Source organism: Leyella stercorea DSM 18206, assembly GCF_000235885.1.
In the GTDB taxonomy this organism is placed as follows: domain Bacteria; phylum Bacteroidota; class Bacteroidia; order Bacteroidales; family Bacteroidaceae; genus Prevotella; species Prevotella stercorea.
In genome coordinates, this window is the sequence record NZ_JH379449.1 from 53,330 (window position 1) to 71,628 (window position 18,299).

An 18,299-nucleotide genomic window follows, 5' to 3' on the forward strand; every position below is an offset into this window, starting at 1 on the left:
GATAGCTATAAAAACTACTGCTGTTTAGTAAAAGGATGATGGGGTGGTAGAAGGTGTAGCTATTAGAAGTTATGAAAAACCTTGTAAGGATCCATTTGTTGCATTTTCTTTTTGATATTCTGCTCAATTCCTTCTGAGGATTGGGGTGCCTCTGTCTCCATTTCGTTAGCTCTCTCCTCATCCTCAGTCGCCCCAACGATATCACCGAGGCTTTTACGTACCTCGCTACGTTCTTTGTAAGCTTCTATTGAGAAGGGGTCGAAATCAATTACTTCGCTATAGATTTTTTCAGCTTCGTTGAGGTTCGCCTTGGCTTTCTCCACACGGGCTTTAAGCAACAATACATCTTCGTTGCTTTCTATGCGTTCGTATAGATAGTTGGCATCAAGTGCAGCCTCTTCGATAGCTTTATTCTCCAACAACACGTTGCCACGTAGTAAGCGAGCCACATCGAAGTCTGCGCGTAACTCGATTGCTTTTGTCAGCATTGATGTTGCATTGTCAAGGTCGCCCTGTCCGTGATAAGCTTTGGCATAGAGATAATATGCCATTACGTTTTTGTCGTCAAGTAGCAGGGCTTTTTCGCATACATCTGCCATTGTGGAGTAGTTTTCCATCATATATGCCACCTCTGCCATACGTAACAACACGGCGATGTTGTCAGATTGCTTCTCTGAAATTTCTTGTAGCTGTTCGTAAGCATGTTCCAAGTCGCCAAGCGAGATGTATGCCTGTGAAAGATAATCGCGACATTCGAGATCGTCAGCGTTCAGTTCGATGGCGTGTACAAAGCATTTTGCAGCATACTCAAACTGCTGCATACGAAGGGCGCGTACTCCGTCATATTTCAACACATCGAAGTTTTTATTCTCCTCTTGCTTCGTTTCCTTGGAAGTAGTCTGACTACCAAATAGTTTCTTAAAGATATTCATTTTTCTATCCGTTTATTTCTGAAAGTTCAAGCCAGCGCATCTCTTTTTCTTCAAGTTCATCCTTGATGATGGGGAGGCGCTTGCTCTTTTCGGTTAGCTCGTCGATAGGGAGCGTACCGCTGCACAGCGCTTCTTCGATGCTTTTCTGTTCCTCTTCAAGTGCAGCGATTTCTTTCTCTAAACGCTCGAACTCGCATTTCTCTTTATATGTCTTCTTGCGGCGTTGTTCGCCAACAAACTCGCGTTTCTCTTTCTTCTCGGTGTCTGAAGTGTTGTTCTTATTGTCGGTAAGTTCCTTTGGTTTCAGCGACTCCCACTCGCGGAACTGAGTATAGTTGCCGGGGAAGTCCTTTATCTCGCCCTCGCCACGGAACACGAGCAAGTGGTCTACAATCTTATCCATGAAGAAGCGGTCGTGCGACACGATTATCACGCAGCCAGGAAAGTCCTGTAGATATTCTTCAAGCACCTCAAGCGTTTGTATGTCGAGGTCGTTGGTGGGTTCGTCGAGCACGAGGAAGTTGGGATTGCGCATCAATACGGTGCACAGATATAGTTTGCGTCGCTCGCCACCAGATAGCTTGTAAACATAATCGTATTGCTGTTCGGGCGTGAAGAGGAAGTGCTGCAAGAGCTGCGTCGCGGTGATGTGCTTGCCGCCGCCGTAGTCGATGTAGTCGGCGATGTCGGCTATCACATCTATGACACGTTGGTCGTCGCGGAACTTCATGCCGTCCTGTGAGAAGTAACCGAAGCGCACGGTGTCGCCCACGTCAAAGCGACCATTGTCGGGAGCTACTTCACCGAGCAACATCTTGATGAAGGTAGACTTGCCCGTACCGTTGTTGCCCACGATGCCCATCTTCTCGAAACGCTGAAAATTGTAGTAGAAGTCCTTCAGAATCACTTTCTCGTCGAACGCCTTCGATACGTACTGACACTCGAATATCTTAGAACCAATGTACACATTCTTCGATTTCAGACGCATCTGTCGTTCCTCAATACGCTGTTTCGCCTTGCTCTCAAGGTCGTAGAATGCCTCTTCACGGTAGCGCGCCTTGTGTCCGCGTGCTTGAGGCTGACGACGCATCCACTCCAGCTCGCGGCGGTAAAGGTTGTTAGCACGTTCAATCTCGGCGCGTGTTGCGTCGATGCGTTCTTGACGCTTCTCAATGTAGTACTGGAAGTTGCCACGATATGAATAAACAGTGTGGTTATCGAGTTCGAGTATGAGGTTGCATACGCGGTCGAGGAAGTAGCGGTCGTGTGTCACCATGAGCAGAGTCTTGTTGCCACGTTGCAGATACCCTTCAAGCCATTCTATCATCTCGAGGTCGAGGTGGTTGGTAGGCTCGTCAAGAATGAGCAGGTCGGGCTCGGTGATGAGCACGTTGGCGAGTGCGATGCGCTTCTGTTGTCCGCCACTCAGCTGACCCATAGGCTGTGTGAGGTCGGTGATGTGCAGCTGTGTCAGAATCTGCTTCGCTTTCAATATGCGGTCGGGGTCGCCCTGATGGTTAAAGCAAGCGTCGAGCACTGACTCCTCCGGGTCGAACTTAGGCTGTTGTTCGAGAAAGCCAACCTTTATGTCACGGCGGAAGATGATACTTCCGGAGTCGACACTCTCCTTGCCTGAGAGTAGAGAGAGTAGGGTTGACTTGCCCGTGCCATTCTTTGCAATCAGTCCGACGTGTTGTCCTTCGGCAATTGAGAACGAGATATTCTCGAACAGAACATGCGCACCGAACGCCTTTGATATGTTTTGAACGTCAAGTAATGGAGTCATTTATTCAGTTGCTTTAATTTCGTTCAATATGTTTCCAACGTAGTCGAGTACCTCGTCACGTCCCAATTTTTTCTCCGAACTTGTAATGAAGTAGGGGGGCAGTTCCTCCCATTGTTCCTTCAGCGAGTTCATCCACTTCGCTGCATTCTGCTTCGCACGCACAGGTCCGAGCTTGTCGGCCTTGGTGAATATAATGGAGAAGGGCACTGAACTCTCGCCGAGCCAGTTGATAAAATCGGTATCAATCTTCATCGGATCGTGGCGGATGTCGATGAGTACGAAGGTGTTTACCAGTTGTTGGCGCTGCAGTATATATGATGTAATCATTTGGTCGAGTTTTTTCTGCACGGTCTTGGAGCGCTTAGCGAAACCATAGCCCGGAAGGTCAACCAAGTACCAGTCGTTGTTGATGATGAAATGGTTGATGAGTAGGGTCTTACCTGGGGTAGCTGATGTCTTAGCGAGCCCCTTATGGTTGCACAGCATATTGATGAGACTCGATTTGCCTACATTCGAGCGTCCGATGAATGCAAACTCTGGCTTTGTGTCTTTCGGACACTGGCTTACGGTTGCAGACGACATCGTAAATTCTGATTTCTTTATATCCATATTGTATATGTTTCTTTTTATGAGTTGTGTTTTTATTATTCGTAGCGCATAGAGCGCGCAGGGTGAATGTGCGAAATGAGGAAACTCGGAGCTATGAGTACCACGATGGCTATGAACATAGTTGCAACGTTAAGGGCGACAATGAAGAGCCAGTTGATTTCTACGGGAACGGTATCAACGTAATAGGTAGCAGGGTCGAGCTTAACAAAACCTGTGAAGTGTTGTAGTATGACAAGTCCTAAACCCAATAAATTGCCCCAAAGCAATCCTTTACCTATGATGAATGCTGCAAACCAAAGGAAGGTATGGCGCACAGTTCTGTTGCGGGCTCCGAGCGCTTTGAGTATACCAATCATTGTTGTGCGTTCAAGAATGATGATGAGAAGTCCTGAAATCATTGTTACCACTGCCACGGCGGTCATAATTGCGAGAATTATCCACACATTAAGGTCAAGCAAGTCGAGCCACGAGAATATCTGAGGCGATAGTTCGCGTATTGTCTTTGATGAGTAGGTGGCACCATTGCTATCCATTGTGCGGTTCACTTTGCGCACAATTATGTCCTCCGTCTCATTGAGTTTGCTGAAATCAGCCACAGTGAGTTCGGCACCCGAAACTTGTCCTTCACTGAAATTGTTCAGTCTAACGGCTGTGTATAAATCGCAGAAACAGATTGCCTTATCGTATTGGCTGAGATTAGTCTGATAAACTCCAGTGATGGTGAACCGACGTACTCTCACTCCGTTTTGGTCGATGAAGTAGGCGAAGATGCGGTCGCCACACTTTGTCTGCAGCTTGTCAGCCATCGTCTTCGATATGAGTATCTTGTTGCTGCTCTTCTCGCTTGAGAACTGTGGTATGTAGCCTTCGACCATGTTGTTATGGATAAAGGTGGTGTCGAAGGCTTCGTCTACGCCTTTGAATGCAACCCCCAAAAAGTCGTTATCGGTCTTCAAGATGCCTTGCTTCAGAGCGAAGCGTTGCACATGACTCACGCCGTTAATGCCTTTAAGCACTTTTACTAATGAGTCGTTGATAATAATCGGTTGGTCTGTGGCTGACGATTGTAGCGCATAGAAGTTGGCAACCTGTATGTGACTACCAAAGCCAACTACCTTGTCGCGTATAGTATGTTTAAAGCCAAGCACCACGCACACGCTGATAATCATCACCGCCAATCCGATTGCTACGCCCATTGTGGCTATGCGGATAGCAGGCTTCGATACCTTTTGGCGGTCGCTTATTTGGTTTGAATATATGCGTCGAGCTACAAAAAGAGGAAAGTTCATTATCTTTTGTTTGGTAGTTAATAAAGAAGGAGCTAAGAAGTTGAGCCGTTGTTATAGCTTGTTGCATCTGCTGTAAAACCATTGGCTTAACTTCTTAGCTCCTCAATCTCTATATCCTAAAAGTATTGATATCTAAATATTATTGATATTTCGATAGTTTTAATCGTTGCTATCTACTCTGCCTGGGTATGCTTCCAGTGCTTTACGTAGCACGATGAGTGCTCGTTCAAGGTCGTCTTTCTTCAGTACGTAAGCGATGCGAACTTGATTGATACCAGCACCTGGTGTGGTGTAGAAACCAGCAGCAGGAGCCATCATAATGGTCTCACCTTCGTACTGGAACTCTTCAAGGCACCAACGGCAGAACTTCTCGCTATCGTCTACTGGCAACTTTGCAACTGTGTAGAAGGCTCCCATAGGAATTGGTGAGTAGACACCTGGTATGCGGTTTAGTCCGTCGATGAGACACTTACGGCGCTCCACGTACTCTTCGTAAACATCGCGGTAGTAGTCTTCGGGCGCATCAAGCGATGCGTCGGCTACAATCTGACCCAAGAGTGGAGGAGAAAGACGTGCTTGACACAACTTCATTACGGCTGCACGCACCTGCGAATTCTTTGTAATCAAGGCTCCGATGCGGATACCGCACTCGCTATAACGCTTCGACACAGAGTCGATGAGTATCACATTATCTTCGATACCTTCCAAGTGGCAGGCAGAGATGTAAGGTGAACCAGTGTAGATGTATTCGCGATAGACTTCATCTGAGAACAGATAGAGGTCGTATTTCTTCACCAAGTCGCGAATCTGATTCATCTCGCGACGTGTATAGAGATAGCCCGTAGGGTTGTTTGGGTTACAAATCAAGATGGCACGTGTGCGCTCGTTGATGAGTTCCTCAAACTTCTCCACCTTAGGCAACGAGAAGCCTTCTTCTATTGTTGTTGCGATAGTTCTAATCTTTGCTCCAGCCGAGATTGCAAAAGCCATATAGTTGGCGTAGGCTGGTTCCGGAATAATAATTTCATCGCCCGGATTTAGACACGACATGAATGCAAAGAGTACTGCCTCTGAACCACCTGCTGTAATGATGATGTCATCAGGCGATACATTAATATTAAAACGCTTATAATATCCGGTCAGTCTCTCGCGATATGAATAATAACCTTGTGACGGAGAGTATTCGAGCACACTGCGGTCGATGTGTTTCAATGCGTCAAGTCCTACTTCTGGAGTAGGAAGGTCGGGCTGTCCGATATTGAGGTGATAGACTTTCACACCACGTTTTTTGGCATCTACTGCCAAAGGCGCTAATTTGCGAATCGGCGATTCGGGCATTTCAAGTCCTCGTGTTGAAATTTCTGGCATTTGCGTTTATTTTATGTTATACTTTTTCTTACTGCTTAATGCAAAGTTACGACAAATAGGAGTAAGTGCAAAATTTTTAACCTAAAATTTCCAATATTAACCCAGCAAATGGTAAACTCCTCCTGCATATAGCTTGATAACACCTTTCAATTCGAGGCTGAATAATAGTGCAGAGATGTTGCCAATCGGCAATCCTGTTTGTACAGCGATGATATTCAGCTGCAAGTCGTTGTTACGTTGAAGAAGTTCGACAATACGTGTTTCTTCTGCGGTCAGTTCGGGGAACAGTTGGCGTTCGATACCTTTTGCTCGTGCTTCCTTCACTTGGTTGTCTTGTTCCCAACCCATTGCTTTAACAAAGTCCTCTGCGCAGGTGATGAGTGCTGCTTTATTGTCTCTAATCAGGTTGTTGCAGCCTTCGCTATATGTCGAGTTTACATTGCCCGGAAAGGTGAATACATCGCGAGCATAGCTTTGTGCAATGTCTGCAGTGATGAGGCTTCCGCCACGTGCCGCACTCTCCACTACAATAGTAGCATCTGCTATGCCTGCCACGATGCGGTTTCGCCTTACGAAATTCATCTTGTCTGGGTTCGTGTTTGTAAGAAATTCCGTCAGAAGTCCGCCATGCGAGAGCATATCTTTAGCTGTGTCTCTGTGGGCAGAGGGGTATAGCATATCCAGACCGTGAGCCAAAACGCCAATAGTGTCAAAACTATTTCTCAGAGCGTTTCGGTGAGCGCAGATGTCAACCCCATAGGCTAATCCGCTTACGATGAGCACATCAGGACACAACTCTTTTAGATCTTGGCAAAATTTTGTAAGGATGTCTTGGCCGTATGCTGTGCAATGACGTGTACCTACAATAGACACAATGCGACGTTGGTTGAGGTCAGCGTTGCCGCGATAGAAAAGCACAATAGGCGCATCATCGCAGTCGCGTAGACGTTCTGGATAATCGTCACATGCCATCGTCAATGGACGAATGGCATGTGCGTTATCAAATTCTAATTCAGCCTCTGCACGATGCAAGGCTTCGGAAACATCGCTTAGTGCATGAACTAATCTTGGAGAAGCATCGCTGATAACATCCTTAATGTTATTGCGATTCTCCATGATAGCTGTTGCCGAACCAAGCTTGCGATATAGTTGTAAGCATGTGGCAATGTTGAAATAGCTAATGCGGGTCAACGCTATAGCGTAGAGAGTTTCCTGTGAAAAAGACATTTTTATATCCTTATATTATTATGTGTGCAATAATATGGTTTATGATATTATTGCACGCAATATATAATCATGCATGTACTATTGCCATGCGTGCATCTCGCCGAGGAAGAAGAGTAGTGAGTAACCGAGCACCAAACCTATGATACCCATTGTCAAACCAATCTTCATCATCTCGTTCTGTTTTACTAAGCCTGTTGAGTGAGCAATGGCATTTGGAGGTGTAGATATAGGCAGTGTCATCGCTACCGATGCTGCTACAGCTATACCGATGAGTACAGTCGGTGTACCACCGATGCTCTCGAGTGAGTTACCCATACCCTTACATACAACAGCGAGGATAGGCACAAGGAGTGCTGCTGTTGCGGTGTTTGAGATGAAGTTTGAGAGAAGGTAGCAGATAATACCTGAAGCAAGCAGGATAACTACCGGCGACCATGAGCTGAACGGAATGCTCTTGATAACATTTTCTGCGAGACCCGACTCGTTGAGTGCAAGTCCGAGTGCGAAACCACCGGCTACCATCCAGATGACACTCCAGTTGATTTCTTCCAAGTCGCGTGCTTTGATGACACCCGTGAATGCGAACACAACGATTGGCACCATGGCTACCGTGTTTGCACCTACACCGGTCCAGCGGTCGCAGATCCACAACAATACAGTAACGATGAATGTTCCGGCAACTACCATTGTGCGCCAGTTGTGCTGCACTTCGCCTTCTATCTCAAGTTCGATGGTCTTCTTCTTGAACGGGAAGAACTTCTTCAGTAAGAACCAACCAATAAGAAGCAATATCACGGTGAGTGGAAGCATATACATCATCCATTCGCCGAAACCAATACCAAGGTTCAGACCTGTTGGTGAGTTCAAATATTTCAGTGCGATAGCGTTAGGAGGTGTGCCGATAGGAGTGCCCATACCACCGATGTTGGCAGCCACGGGGATAGAGAGTGTCAAAGCAACTCGTCCTTTACCTTCTGGGGGAAGAGCCTTGAATACGGGGGCAAGGAAAGTGAGCATCATCGCTGCTGTAGCGGTGTTGCTGACGAACATAGAGAATACACCAGTGATGAGGATGAAGCCGAGTAGTACGTTCTCGCTCTTATTGCCGAAAGGTTTGAGCAATGTACGTGCTAAGAGCACATCAAGTCCTGACTTCGTTGCTGCGATAGCAAGTATGAAACCACCGAGGAAGAGGATGATGATAGGGTCGGCGAATGTAGCCATTAGTGCGCTGTGGTCAAGCAGTTCTTCTTTTTCAATGCCTGATCGGAAGAAGTGGAACGCATTGTCTGATGTTGTGAAAAGCAGTAAGCCGATGAGCGACACGGATGTTGCCCAAGGCGAAATGGCTTCTGTCACCCACAGTATTGTTGCCAATGCGAACACGGCAATAATGCGTTGCTGGATAACGGTGAGACCTTCGATTCCGAAACTGCTTGTCGGCAGATTCCATAACACAATTGTTACAAGAACTGCTAAAGCAAAGAGTAGGGCGTTTTTCTTGCTAAAGTCTCCTTTAAGGAGATTTCTCTTTTCTGTTGCCATAAAGTTTTTTGTCGGTTAGGTTAATTTATTAAGTTATTAGTTATTTCGCAAAGTTAAGCAAAATAAATTCTCTACCAAAACTTTTCGAAAGTTTTTAATACAAAAAGCCGCTCCATATATGATGGAACGGCTTTTATAAATGTTCAAATTAGTCGTTATTGAATTTCTCACGCGCCTTTCTTAAAATCTCAGACACGCTTGCAACCTTCTTAGTCGATTTTTGCCATTGTTGCTTACGCTCTTCGTAGTCGCGTCGTTGGCGTTCAAGAAAATTGTCTGCCATTGGCGTGTTTATTTAAATTTGCTATAGATGACAGTGATGTTTATAGCTCCATTGCGATTGTTACTACCGCCGACCAGTTTTGTACTTGCAATTGACATATCGTGGGTTATGTTTGTCAGCTCACCCGATGTGTTTTTTGTAACAGTAACTGGTATTATCACCACCTTATTCCAATCTTCTTTTGAGCGATTTTCGCCCATATAGCGTACTAAGCTACCTATATTGTTGAAGGTGTACTGGTTCGTCGTGCTGCTATATGTAGCAAGGAACGATGTTTTATAGTTTGCCACCTGCTTGTTCTCGAAGAAGCTATACATCTCTGCCTTCGGAATCATCAGCAACGTAGTAGGTGTATTCAGTGCATAATCGCCATTTGCGATTGGATTGATACGTGTCAAACTGACCTTTGCGGTGTTGATTGTATCGTTTTCATGTCCTCGCAATATGTCGTCTACAGGGATCGTCATTTCGGTGAATATGCCTGCAGGCGATTTGATGTATGTGCATGTGTCCTCTTCGGCGAGTCGCTTAATAGCGGCTTTGTCGTTGATGATATTCGTTGTTTGCAACACTTCCTCTGTGCCGGGGAATGAAGCCGAAGAGATAATGACTGTATCTCGTTTGGTGCCGTCTGATTTTGTTGTGGTTGTCTTGTGTCTGAAGTAGACATTCAACTGGCTCAGATATATGTGCGCCATAGCTCCAAGTCCGCTTTTGGTCTTAAAGTAGAAGCCAGGTGTAACCTTATTTATAAAGGTGTAGGCATCCTTAAAGTCCTCTTTGTGGTCATAGAACTGATTGATAAGCTCTGTACCGAACGAATCGTTAAGCGGAATACATATTGACTTGATGTAGTCTGAACCATTACGTACAGATACGTCTACATTTAGGTCTGTAAGCGTGTAAACCTTATTGACAGCAGTGCTTTCGTCCACAAATCCCTCCTTCTTTGGGTCAAAGTTCGAATAGTAGACCTTTTCGGGGATGGGCGCAGACAATTCGTAAGCTGTCAATTTCATAGGTGCTAATGAGTCGCCATAGAATTCCTTATAGTAAAGGCGTATGTCGCAAGAGTCTGCTTTGATTTGTCCTTTGTTGGCTATCTTTACGCTATCCTTGTTCGGAAATTCAAATCCTTCGGGCATGTAGAACTGTGTCATAAAGTCGCTACTAAGGTATGCACCTGTTTCCGGATCACGCACCTTACCAATATAGCTGGTGTATGTTCTTGCCAAAACCGAGTCTGCAACAATTGAGCGTGTTTTTACTTCAAAGGTATCAGTAACTATATTCAAGTTGTCGCTACCATCAATGAGCGTACCACTGCCGATGTCGCCAGTGGTATCGTCACACGATGCGAATATTAAGGTGGCAAGCATGAGACTTGCCAAATATTTTAGCTTCATATTCAAAATTGATTAATTTGAATTCTCCACTCTACAGCTTCTCGTAGAAATCTCTGTAGGCTTCAGTATAGTTTTCTCCTGGATATTTTAATATTGGCAGACCCTTGCTCTCAGCATATGCCATCAATTCTGGATTGGCGTTTTCTTCTGCTTCAATTACGGCATCGCTATTATCTATCGCCAATTTGCAGAACTCCATAAAATCGAAGTCGTCCTTGTAGGCACCAAGACTGTCAACAGTGATGTTTTTGAACTCAAGGCAATTTTTGAAGTTGTCTCCGATGTTCTTAGACAAACCATCCTTGAATATTGATGTAACAATTTTGGTGTCGGTGAAGGTCGGTTCGTCGTTGTATGCAGCTTTGACGAAAAGTGGTACGATATATGACATCCAGCCCTGACAATGTATTATTTCTGACGACCATCTGAGCTTCTTTACAGTTTCCAGTACGCCACGTGCGAAGAAAATAGCTCTCTCGCCGTTGTCGTCGTATTCCTCACCATTCTCGTCAAGAGCCATCTTACGCTTCATAAAGTAGTCGTCGTTATCGATGAAATACACCTGAAGGCGTGTTTGTGGGATAGACGCAACCTTGATTATCAGCGGATGATCGGTGTCGTCGATGACAAGGTTCATTCCTGAAAGGCGGATTACCTCATGAAGTTGTCCTCTGCGCTCGTTGATATTTCCCCATTTGGGCATGAACGTGCGAATTTCAAAACCTTCTTCCTGCATTTTGGTTGGAAGGTCTCTTCCCATGATTGAGAGTGCTGTTTCGGGAACATACGGAGCAATCTCCTGATTGATAAAAAGTACTTTCTTTGCCATGCTTTGATATTTAATATGTGCGTAGTTTGCGTTACTTATGGTTTTGTTCGTCAAAGTGTACGCATAAGCACGAGTGCAAAGTTACAAAAAAAAACTCAGAAAACGCTTGTTTTCTTTGCCTTACCCCATTTATGAGCTTGTTTTTTTAATGTAATTCTTTCTTATTAAGAATTTATTGCACAATAAGTTGTGTTTTTAGGAAGAATGTGAGTGGGGTAGTTGTTGTGGTTGAAGCAGTATGATTATAAAACAATAAATCCCAAGAACTGGTGCTCTTGGGATTTATATGTGTCTTGTGACGGAATTTTCGTTGATTAAGCCTCAGCTGGAGCTTCCTCTGTAGCCTCTGCGTTAGCAGCAGCCTCTGCTTCTGCCTTTGCAGCAGCCTCTGCAGCCTTTTTCTCAGCTACCTTCTGAGCGATAGCCTCGTTGAGTTTCTTCTCTGCCTCGAGCTCCTTAGCAGCAGCCTCTGCCTTAGCCTTAGCCTCGTTCTCGCGTACGGTGTCCAAGCCCTTCTGCTTGTCTGCCTTCCATGCGTCGAACTTCTTCTGTGCTGTAGCCTCATCGAATGCGCCCTTCTTAACGCCACCGCGGAGGTGCTTCATAAGATAAACGCCCTCGCCCTTGAGGATGTTGTGAGCTGTTGCTGTTGGCTGTGCGCCTGTTTCTACCCAATAGAGTGCACGGTCGAAATCCAAATCTACAGTAGCAGGATTGGTGTTAGGGTTGTAAGTACCAATCTTCTCAGTAAATCTACCATCACGTGGTGCTCTTGCGTCAGCGATTACGATACGATAAAAAGCGTAGCTCTTACGACCGCCGCGCTGAAGTCTGATCTTTGTTGCCATTGTTTAAAATTTAATTTTAATTTGTGGTTTGAATTATGCTACTATCTCGTAATAGCGACTGCAAAGGTACTAAGTTTATTTTGAATGTCGAAATGTTTTTCTGCTTATTTTCGTTCTAAACAGCAGATAATAGCCTCTTTTACAAGAAAAAAGGATACATAGTCTCGCTTTTTGTGCGAAATGCTACATATCCTTTCTTCTTATGGTGTTACTTTTCGTTCTTTTCTACTTTGTTTCTATCTCTTCTTTCATATCGATAAACTGGCGTTTGTTGTCGTAGAATTCGTACTGCAGGAACGCAAGTTTCTGTGATGGAACGATATGTACGCCCAATCCGTATTTCATCTGCCACTTTCTCTTCAACGAGACGAGTCCCTTGTTGATGTAGGCAGCCACGTATGGGTGTACGTGAAGATAGAATGTCTTTATTCCAATCTTGTTGACAAGCCTGTCAATCTTACTTTCCAGTTGGTCGGTGAAAATAATGCTCGACTTAATCTTTCCCTTTCCGAAGCAGGTGGGGCATACCTCTTCCACATTCACATCCATAGCAGGACGGACACGTTGGCGCGTAATCTGCATTAGTCCGAACTTACTTAGGGGTAGAATATTGTGGCGAGCGCGGTCTTTCTGCATGTTTTTGCACATACGCTCGTAGAGCAGTTGGCGGTCTTCGGCGAGGTTCATGTCAATAAAGTCGACCACGATGATGCCGCCCATATCGCGCAGGCGCAGTTGGCGTGCCAACTCATCGGCTGCTCCGAGGTTTACGTCGAGAGCATTTGCTTCTTGACCGTTGTCCGAATGTGAGCGGTTGCCACTATTCACGTCTACAACGTGCAGTGCTTCTGTGTGTTCAATAATCAGGTAAGCACCATGTTTGTAGTTGACGGTTTTGCCGAAGCTGGATTTAATTTGCTTCGTGACGTTGAAATTGTCGAAGATGGGAACTGTTCCTGTGTATAACTTAACGATGTTTGCTTTCTCTGGGGCGATGAGTGAAACATAGTTTTTTACTTCATGGAAAACATTTTCGTCGTTGACGTATATGTTTTCGTAGGTTGGATTGAACAAATCTCTTAATAGGGCTACAGCTCTACCTGTCTCTTCGAAGATCAACTGTGGACGTTTTTGGGTTTTCTGCACCTTTATGAGTGCGTCCTCCCATCTTTTTGTCAGGACTTTGAGTTCTGCATCCAGCTCTGCTACGCGTTTACCCTCAGCTACCGTTCTCACAATAACACCGCAATTCTTTGGCTTGATGCTATTGATGAGTTGCTTTAGTCGTGCGCGCTCTTCTCCGCTTTTGATTTTTGTCGATACCGAAACTTTATCGCCGAAAGGCATGAGTACTAAGTAGCGTCCTGCGAAGCTAAGTTCGCCCGTGAGTCGTGGACCCTTTGTTGATATCGGTTCTTTCACGATCTGAACCAACACCTCTTGTCCTACTGTTAGTGTGCTCTGTACGCTTCCGTCCTTTCTGAGGTCGGGCTGCTTTGTAGCCTTGGCAAAAGGATAAAGTTTCTTTCTGTCACTTTGTACCTGCCTGAGGTACTTCTCGTAAGAATTGAATTGGTTGCCTAAATCAAGATAATGGAGAAAGGCATCACGTTCGTAGCCCACGTCAACAAAACTTGCGTTCAGTCCAGGCATGAGCTTCTTTACTTTTGCAACATAGATGTTTCCAACAGAGAATGAAACAGATCTTGGCTCAGTCTGATATTCCACGAGTCGCTTGTCTTCAAGCAACGCGATGGAGATTTCATTCTGTTGTACATCGATTACAACTTCGCTGGTCATTTCTCTTTTGTTTTTCTAATTTAGGAACTTTCTTTAAATAATGATATAAAAGCATGTGGGCGCATCAAAATTATTGCTGATGCAATGGGTTTTTGACGCGCCCCCATATCGGAACTGACCCTTATGGGCAGGCTTTCTTACTTGCTCTTATGTCTGTTCTTGCGTAATCTCTTTTTACGCTTGTGAGTAGCCATCTTGTGTCCCTTTTTTTTCTTTCCGTTTGGCATAGCTTTAAATTTTTATTGTTTAATATTAATATTAATGATGTATTCTCTTTTTGTTCAAATGAATGTTGGTCAATCCTTATTTCTCCATTGTGGCGTTCTTCATCTCCTCAATGAAGCACTTCGCCGGTTTGAAGCTTGGCTGGTCGTGTGCGCCGATTTTCATTGTTGTCTTCTTGAGTATGTTTCTCGCTGTTTTAGCGGCGCGATGCTTAACGATGAAACTTCCAAATCCACGCAGGTACACATTCTCTTTCTCTGTCAACAAACTGTTTTTGATATTTTCCATGAAGCTTTCTACGACTACTGATACGTCTTTTTTCTGTAATCCGGTGCTTTCTGCAATCTTGTTGATGATATCTGCTTTAGTCATTTGAATGTATTATATTATTATTTCTTTTGTTATTACCTTTTTCTAAGGACGTGCAAAGATACAAGTTTTTCGTGTTATACGAAAATTTCTTAGTAACTTTTTTGTGTTATATCATAATATTTGCCCTCCGAACTCATTAATTTTCACGTTGTTAAGCATCGGATGGTGGGCGTGGTAGGGCTAATTGTCGAAAACTACAACTTCGTTTCGGGCACAATGGCAAAGAATTCGGCATCTTCAGCTGTGCGGTTTTCTGCGCTGTGGGTGTGTCCGCATGGGCAGTAGTGAACCTCTCCGGCGTGCACAGTCTCTTCTGTTCCGTCGCATACGAAGGTGATTTCACCTTTTATTATATACATCACCTCGCAGTTGCCTTCGTGTGTGTGCATACCAATCGAGCTACCAGCTGTCAGTGTGTTACGCATTATCTTCACTTTACCATCGTCGGCAGCGTGCATGATAAGTGTGCCGTTGCCACCTTTGAAGTTCTCGACTACCTTTTCTTCTGTTTTTTCAAAATCGATAATCATATTGTACCTCCTTTTTTAGAATTATTATGCATGATGTTTTGCTTGCTTTTTCTTTATGAGCACGTTTAGCGAGCATATTATCGTTGCTACGACGAGTAGTCCCAATGCTATTTCTTCGGCTGATTTCACGGCTGTTGTTAGCTGCCATCCGGCTGCAATGCCGAGGAACAATCCTCCGTCGCTTGAGAGGAAATAGGTACTTTCGGCTGTAGAGCGTTGACAGTGGTCGCAGCTACCGAGCAGTTTGTAGAGTTGCTCTGACGAGCTGAGTGCTATGCCGAAGCCGAAGAGCATGGGCTTTAGGGTGCTGTCCAGAATGTCGTCGTGTGCGAACATTGTGAGAATAGCTATTATCGCCAATGTGTTTCCTACGGCAGAAGCGAAGCGTGCGTTCCTGATGGCTGGTATGTGTAGCGCACATGCAGCCAAGAAAAAGCCTACCATCACCGATGTGCAGAACTCTATCGTTAGGCGTGTGGTCATCACTATGCCGAGCGAGGCGGTGATAAGTGCTATCACAAGTGCTATTGTTGCGCCACGTGGCAGGAAGAAACGGTCGATAGAAACTAAATGCACACCTTCTTCTGGTGCACGGAATGGGAACTTTACGCACATCACGAGCACGGCTGAAGCGAGCGACATGACTGCTCCAACGATGTAGAACAGTGAGCCACGTAACTCTTCGCGCAATAGTAAGGCGAGTATCGGACCTATTATCACCGTTAGGCGTGCTATCCATATAGCCGTGTAGTTGGCATCGGTGCGATGACACGATTCTGTTTTGTCTATCAGGAGCGTACACGAGAGCACACGCTTGGCTGTGCCGAAAACAGCTCCGCTTGCGAAGCAGATTGCTAATAGTGTGTATTCTTCTATCTCGCGCACTATCGGTTGCTCTTGAAATTCAAAAGCAGAGAGTCCGAGAATTGTAGCACCGAGGCATATTGCCGATACAAGGAACACCTTGTTGCGTCGGTAGTTTTGTATTAACCAACTACCGAAAAAGCCTGATATACAAACTCCTATAATGAAAGTGACGATTGTGAAACTTGCCAAACAAATACTTGCGTGCTCCTCAGTTGTGAGGCGGAACGGTAGTAGCGGTATTGTCATGTAGCACGATATGCACAACAATAGCTCGGCTATTGTGAGCAGCGTGAATTCGCGGTTCCACAATCGGTTGTAAGTGGGTGTGTATTGAGTGTCCATGTCTTAGTATGACTCGTTCTCGTTAGGGAAGTCCGACGACTTTACGTCTGCTACATATTTGCCTACGGCGTCGGTTATGATAGAGTGAAGGTCAGCGTACTGGCGCAAGAACTTCGGCTTGAAACCTTTGTTCATGCCGAGCATATCGGCATATACAAGCACTTGTCCATCGCACTTATTGCCTGCTCCGATGCCAATAATCGGGCATTTTATGATTGCACTTACTTTCTCGGCAAGGTTTGCAGGTATCTTTTCAAGTACAATGCTGAAGCATCCTGCTGCCTCAAGTGCCTTCGCATCAGCGATGAGTTTCTCGGCTTCAGCTTCTTCCTTTGCGCGCAAACCGTAACCGCCAAACTGGTGAACGCTCTGCGGTGTCAGTCCGAGGTGTCCGCATACGGGGATGCCTGCAGCCACAATCTTGCTGACCATAGGGGCTATCTCTGCTCCGCCTTCGAGCTTTACACCGTCTACGCCCGCCTCTTTCATGATGCGTACTGCGTTGCGTATGCCGTCTTCTTCTGAAATCTGGTAGCTACCGAAGGGCATATCGCACACTACGAAGGCGTGTTCTGCGGCGCGAGCCACGGCGCGAGCGTGGAAAATCATCTCGTCAACGGTGATAGGGAGTGTTGTAGCGTTGCCGTGCATCACGTTCGATGCAGAGTCGCCTACAAGTATGGTGTCGATACCTGCTTGGTCGAGGAGGGATGCAGTGGTGTAATCGTAGGCTGTGAGCCATGAGATTTTCTCACCACATTTCTTCATTTCAAAAAACAGGGGTGCAGTTACTTTCTTCTTACTTGAGCTTAAATATTCTGCCATTTCTAAATGTTGTTGTATTTCAAATATCGGGCAAAATTACAACATTTTGTGTAAATGGCAAAACGAACACCGCTTTATCTGCACTTTTTGTACCATTCGTTAAGGTTTGCGCGTGGTATTCCGAGGCGCACCATAGCATCCAAATCCTCACGTGCCTCCTTCTTTCGGTTGGTCAGAAGACGTATGTTAGCGCGGTTTAGGCGGTAGTCGGTGTTTGTCGGTTGTAACTCTATGGCGCGCGAAAAATCATATTCTGCCGGTGTGTACATCTTACGTTCCAACTCTATTCCGCCGCGTGCGGCGTATGCCACAGCGTTGTTCGGGTGCTGCGCCACCAGCATGTTTATCTGGTTGAGTGCTTCTGTCGGTCGGTTGTCCTTCTGGTTGAGCAGCGCAAGCCCAAGCATAGCCTCAAAATGTCCGGGCACGATGCGCAGCAGGTTCTCGTAGTCGAGGCGTGCAAACTTGTATCTGCCCTGGCGTTCGTTCACGTATGCGCGGTAGAATAGGGCGGCAATGTTGCGCTCGTCGCATTTCAACACAAAGTCGTACTCCTCCTGGGCGTATCGCCATTGTTCGAGTTCGATGTTCCAAGCCGCCTTCTTCATGCGTAGCTCGAGCGAGTCGGGGTGGAACGCCAACACCTGCACCGCTGCCGAAAGACTGTCGCGCAGATTGGAGCGTGTCTGTGCGGTGGTGTTGTGTGCGATTGCAATACCCAGTATAAGTGTTATGATCAGTTTTCTCATATACATATATATAATAATGTGTGTATTATCGGTCTCCTGTTACAGCTCTTTTGGAGCGTTTGCGCCAAGGCTCCGGGAAACTTGTTGCGAAATTATACAGAATAATTCATGCGTGCAAGTTTTTTATACATTGTTGTTTTGTTGTGTAAAATAATTAAGTTTATTTGTCGTTTCTTCGGCTTTTTGCATCGTGCTCCGTCCGCCGCCCGATCGGATTCCGTCCGCCGTCCGGTCAGATTGCGTTCGCCGTCCGATCAGATTGCGTCCGCTGCACGATGACTTTTCTTGATGTTTTAGGGGAAAAACACTAAGCGTTTATAGGGTAAATCCTATGCTCTTATATGAAAAATCCCTTGCTTTTATGTTTTCTTTGGCGTAATTTTGCAACATCGAAAAACAATAGTTAATAACTTAACAGCTTACGATTATGAAAAGATACCCGTTGGCGGAATTAATTTAGCGCATAC

The 18,299-nt window shown here is 45.5% G+C and carries 17 protein-coding genes; all 17 read right to left on the reverse strand.

Annotated features, from left to right (window positions below):
- Positions 1–62: 62 nt before the first annotated feature.
- The gene (locus HMPREF0673_RS09740) at positions 63–932 is read right to left on the reverse strand and encodes a tetratricopeptide repeat protein (protein ID WP_007901620.1); all 870 of its coding nucleotides are present in this window, start codon (positions 930–932) and stop codon (positions 63–65) included.
- Positions 933–936: 4 nt separating this feature from the next.
- Positions 937–2,718, reverse strand: coding sequence for an ABC-F family ATP-binding cassette domain-containing protein (locus HMPREF0673_RS09745; protein WP_007901622.1), 1,782 nt, complete (start codon positions 2,716–2,718; stop codon positions 937–939).
- Positions 2,719–3,327: a ribosome biogenesis GTP-binding protein YihA/YsxC gene (gene yihA / locus HMPREF0673_RS09750; RefSeq protein ID WP_007901623.1), complete on the reverse strand. Its 609-nt coding sequence runs from the start codon at positions 3,325–3,327 to the stop codon at positions 2,719–2,721.
- A gap of 35 nt (positions 3,328–3,362) precedes the next feature.
- The gene (locus HMPREF0673_RS09755; RefSeq protein WP_007901624.1) at positions 3,363–4,616 is read right to left on the reverse strand and encodes an ABC transporter permease; all 1,254 of its coding nucleotides are present in this window, start codon (positions 4,614–4,616) and stop codon (positions 3,363–3,365) included.
- A 159-nt stretch (positions 4,617–4,775) separates the two neighbouring features.
- Positions 4,776–5,984, reverse strand: coding sequence for a pyridoxal phosphate-dependent aminotransferase (locus HMPREF0673_RS09760; RefSeq protein ID WP_022429811.1), 1,209 nt, complete (start codon positions 5,982–5,984; stop codon positions 4,776–4,778).
- A 96-nt stretch (positions 5,985–6,080) separates the two neighbouring features.
- Complete coding sequence (gene dprA / locus HMPREF0673_RS09765; RefSeq protein WP_007901626.1) at positions 6,081–7,211, reverse strand: DNA-processing protein DprA; 1,131 nt, start codon at positions 7,209–7,211, stop codon at positions 6,081–6,083.
- 78 nt (positions 7,212–7,289) lie between these two features.
- Positions 7,290–8,756 (reverse strand): SLC13 family permease, encoded by a 1,467-nt coding sequence (locus HMPREF0673_RS09770; protein WP_007901627.1) that lies wholly within the window; start codon positions 8,754–8,756, stop codon positions 7,290–7,292.
- Between the two features lie 148 nt (positions 8,757–8,904).
- Complete coding sequence (locus tag HMPREF0673_RS09775; protein WP_007901628.1) at positions 8,905–9,039, reverse strand: hypothetical protein; 135 nt, start codon at positions 9,037–9,039, stop codon at positions 8,905–8,907.
- Positions 9,040–9,047: 8 nt separating this feature from the next.
- Positions 9,048–10,445 (reverse strand): DUF4270 domain-containing protein, encoded by a 1,398-nt coding sequence (locus HMPREF0673_RS09780; RefSeq protein ID WP_007901629.1) that lies wholly within the window; start codon positions 10,443–10,445, stop codon positions 9,048–9,050.
- A 31-nt stretch (positions 10,446–10,476) separates the two neighbouring features.
- Positions 10,477–11,274 carry a glycogen/starch synthase gene (locus tag HMPREF0673_RS09785; protein ID WP_007901630.1) on the reverse strand — a complete coding sequence of 266 codons (798 nt, stop codon included), beginning with the start codon at positions 11,272–11,274 and terminating at the stop codon, positions 10,477–10,479.
- 314 nt (positions 11,275–11,588) lie between these two features.
- Positions 11,589–12,122, reverse strand: a complete 534-nt coding sequence (locus tag HMPREF0673_RS09790; RefSeq protein WP_007901633.1) for a 30S ribosomal protein S16 — start codon at positions 12,120–12,122, stop codon at positions 11,589–11,591.
- Positions 12,123–12,347: 225 nt separating this feature from the next.
- Positions 12,348–13,922 carry an Rne/Rng family ribonuclease gene (locus HMPREF0673_RS09795; protein ID WP_007901635.1) on the reverse strand — a complete coding sequence of 525 codons (1,575 nt, stop codon included), beginning with the start codon at positions 13,920–13,922 and terminating at the stop codon, positions 12,348–12,350.
- A gap of 303 nt (positions 13,923–14,225) precedes the next feature.
- Entirely contained in the window at positions 14,226–14,519 is a 294-nt protein-coding gene (locus HMPREF0673_RS09800; RefSeq protein ID WP_007901637.1) for an HU family DNA-binding protein, read from the reverse strand.
- Between the two features lie 194 nt (positions 14,520–14,713).
- On the reverse strand, positions 14,714–15,049 hold the full coding sequence (locus HMPREF0673_RS09805; protein WP_007901639.1) for a cupin domain-containing protein: 336 nt from the start codon (positions 15,047–15,049) through the stop codon (positions 14,714–14,716).
- 24 nt (positions 15,050–15,073) lie between these two features.
- A complete protein-coding gene (locus HMPREF0673_RS09810; protein ID WP_157591692.1) occupies positions 15,074–16,258 on the reverse strand; it encodes an MFS transporter in 1,185 nt (394 codons plus the stop codon).
- Positions 16,259–16,261: 3 nt separating this feature from the next.
- Positions 16,262–17,083, reverse strand: coding sequence for a 3-methyl-2-oxobutanoate hydroxymethyltransferase (panB, locus tag HMPREF0673_RS09815; protein ID WP_007901642.1), 822 nt, complete (start codon positions 17,081–17,083; stop codon positions 16,262–16,264).
- A gap of 74 nt (positions 17,084–17,157) precedes the next feature.
- Positions 17,158–17,838: a tetratricopeptide repeat protein gene (locus HMPREF0673_RS09820; protein ID WP_007901643.1), complete on the reverse strand. Its 681-nt coding sequence runs from the start codon at positions 17,836–17,838 to the stop codon at positions 17,158–17,160.
- Positions 17,839–18,299: the final 461 nt, after the last annotated feature.

Bases quoted from the DNA above. Each gene is read 5' to 3' on its own strand.
- HMPREF0673_RS09745 (WP_007901622.1), bottom strand. From the start codon at position 2,718: ATGACTCCATTACTTGACGTTCAAAACATATCAAAGGCGTTCGGTGCG.
- HMPREF0673_RS09770 (WP_007901627.1), bottom strand. From the start codon at position 8,756: ATGGCAACAGAAAAGAGAAATCTCCTTAAAGGAGACTTTAGCAAGAAA.
- HMPREF0673_RS09800 (WP_007901637.1), bottom strand. From the start codon at position 14,519: ATGACTAAAGCAGATATCATCAACAAGATTGCAGAAAGCACCGGATTA.
- HMPREF0673_RS09740 (WP_007901620.1), bottom strand. From the start codon at position 932: ATGAATATCTTTAAGAAACTATTTGGTAGTCAGACTACTTCCAAGGAA.
- panB (WP_007901642.1), bottom strand. From the start codon at position 17,083: ATGGCAGAATATTTAAGCTCAAGTAAGAAGAAAGTAACTGCACCCCTG.
- HMPREF0673_RS09780 (WP_007901629.1), bottom strand. From the start codon at position 10,445: ATGAAGCTAAAATATTTGGCAAGTCTCATGCTTGCCACCTTAATATTC.
- yihA (WP_007901623.1), bottom strand. From the start codon at position 3,327: ATGGATATAAAGAAATCAGAATTTACGATGTCGTCTGCAACCGTAAGC.
- HMPREF0673_RS09760 (WP_022429811.1), bottom strand. From the start codon at position 5,984: ATGCCAGAAATTTCAACACGAGGACTTGAAATGCCCGAATCGCCGATT.
- HMPREF0673_RS09805 (WP_007901639.1), bottom strand. From the start codon at position 15,049: ATGATTATCGATTTTGAAAAAACAGAAGAAAAGGTAGTCGAGAACTTC.
- HMPREF0673_RS09795 (WP_007901635.1), bottom strand. From the start codon at position 13,922: ATGACCAGCGAAGTTGTAATCGATGTACAACAGAATGAAATCTCCATC.
- HMPREF0673_RS09790 (WP_007901633.1), bottom strand. From the start codon at position 12,122: ATGGCAACAAAGATCAGACTTCAGCGCGGCGGTCGTAAGAGCTACGCT.
- dprA (WP_007901626.1), bottom strand. From the start codon at position 7,211: ATGTCTTTTTCACAGGAAACTCTCTACGCTATAGCGTTGACCCGCATT.
- HMPREF0673_RS09820 (WP_007901643.1), bottom strand. From the start codon at position 17,838: ATGTATATGAGAAAACTGATCATAACACTTATACTGGGTATTGCAATC.
- HMPREF0673_RS09810 (WP_157591692.1), bottom strand. From the start codon at position 16,258: ATGGACACTCAATACACACCCACTTACAACCGATTGTGGAACCGCGAA.
- HMPREF0673_RS09775 (WP_007901628.1), bottom strand. From the start codon at position 9,039: ATGGCAGACAATTTTCTTGAACGCCAACGACGCGACTACGAAGAGCGT.
- HMPREF0673_RS09755 (WP_007901624.1), bottom strand. From the start codon at position 4,616: ATGAACTTTCCTCTTTTTGTAGCTCGACGCATATATTCAAACCAAATA.
- HMPREF0673_RS09785 (WP_007901630.1), bottom strand. From the start codon at position 11,274: ATGGCAAAGAAAGTACTTTTTATCAATCAGGAGATTGCTCCGTATGTT.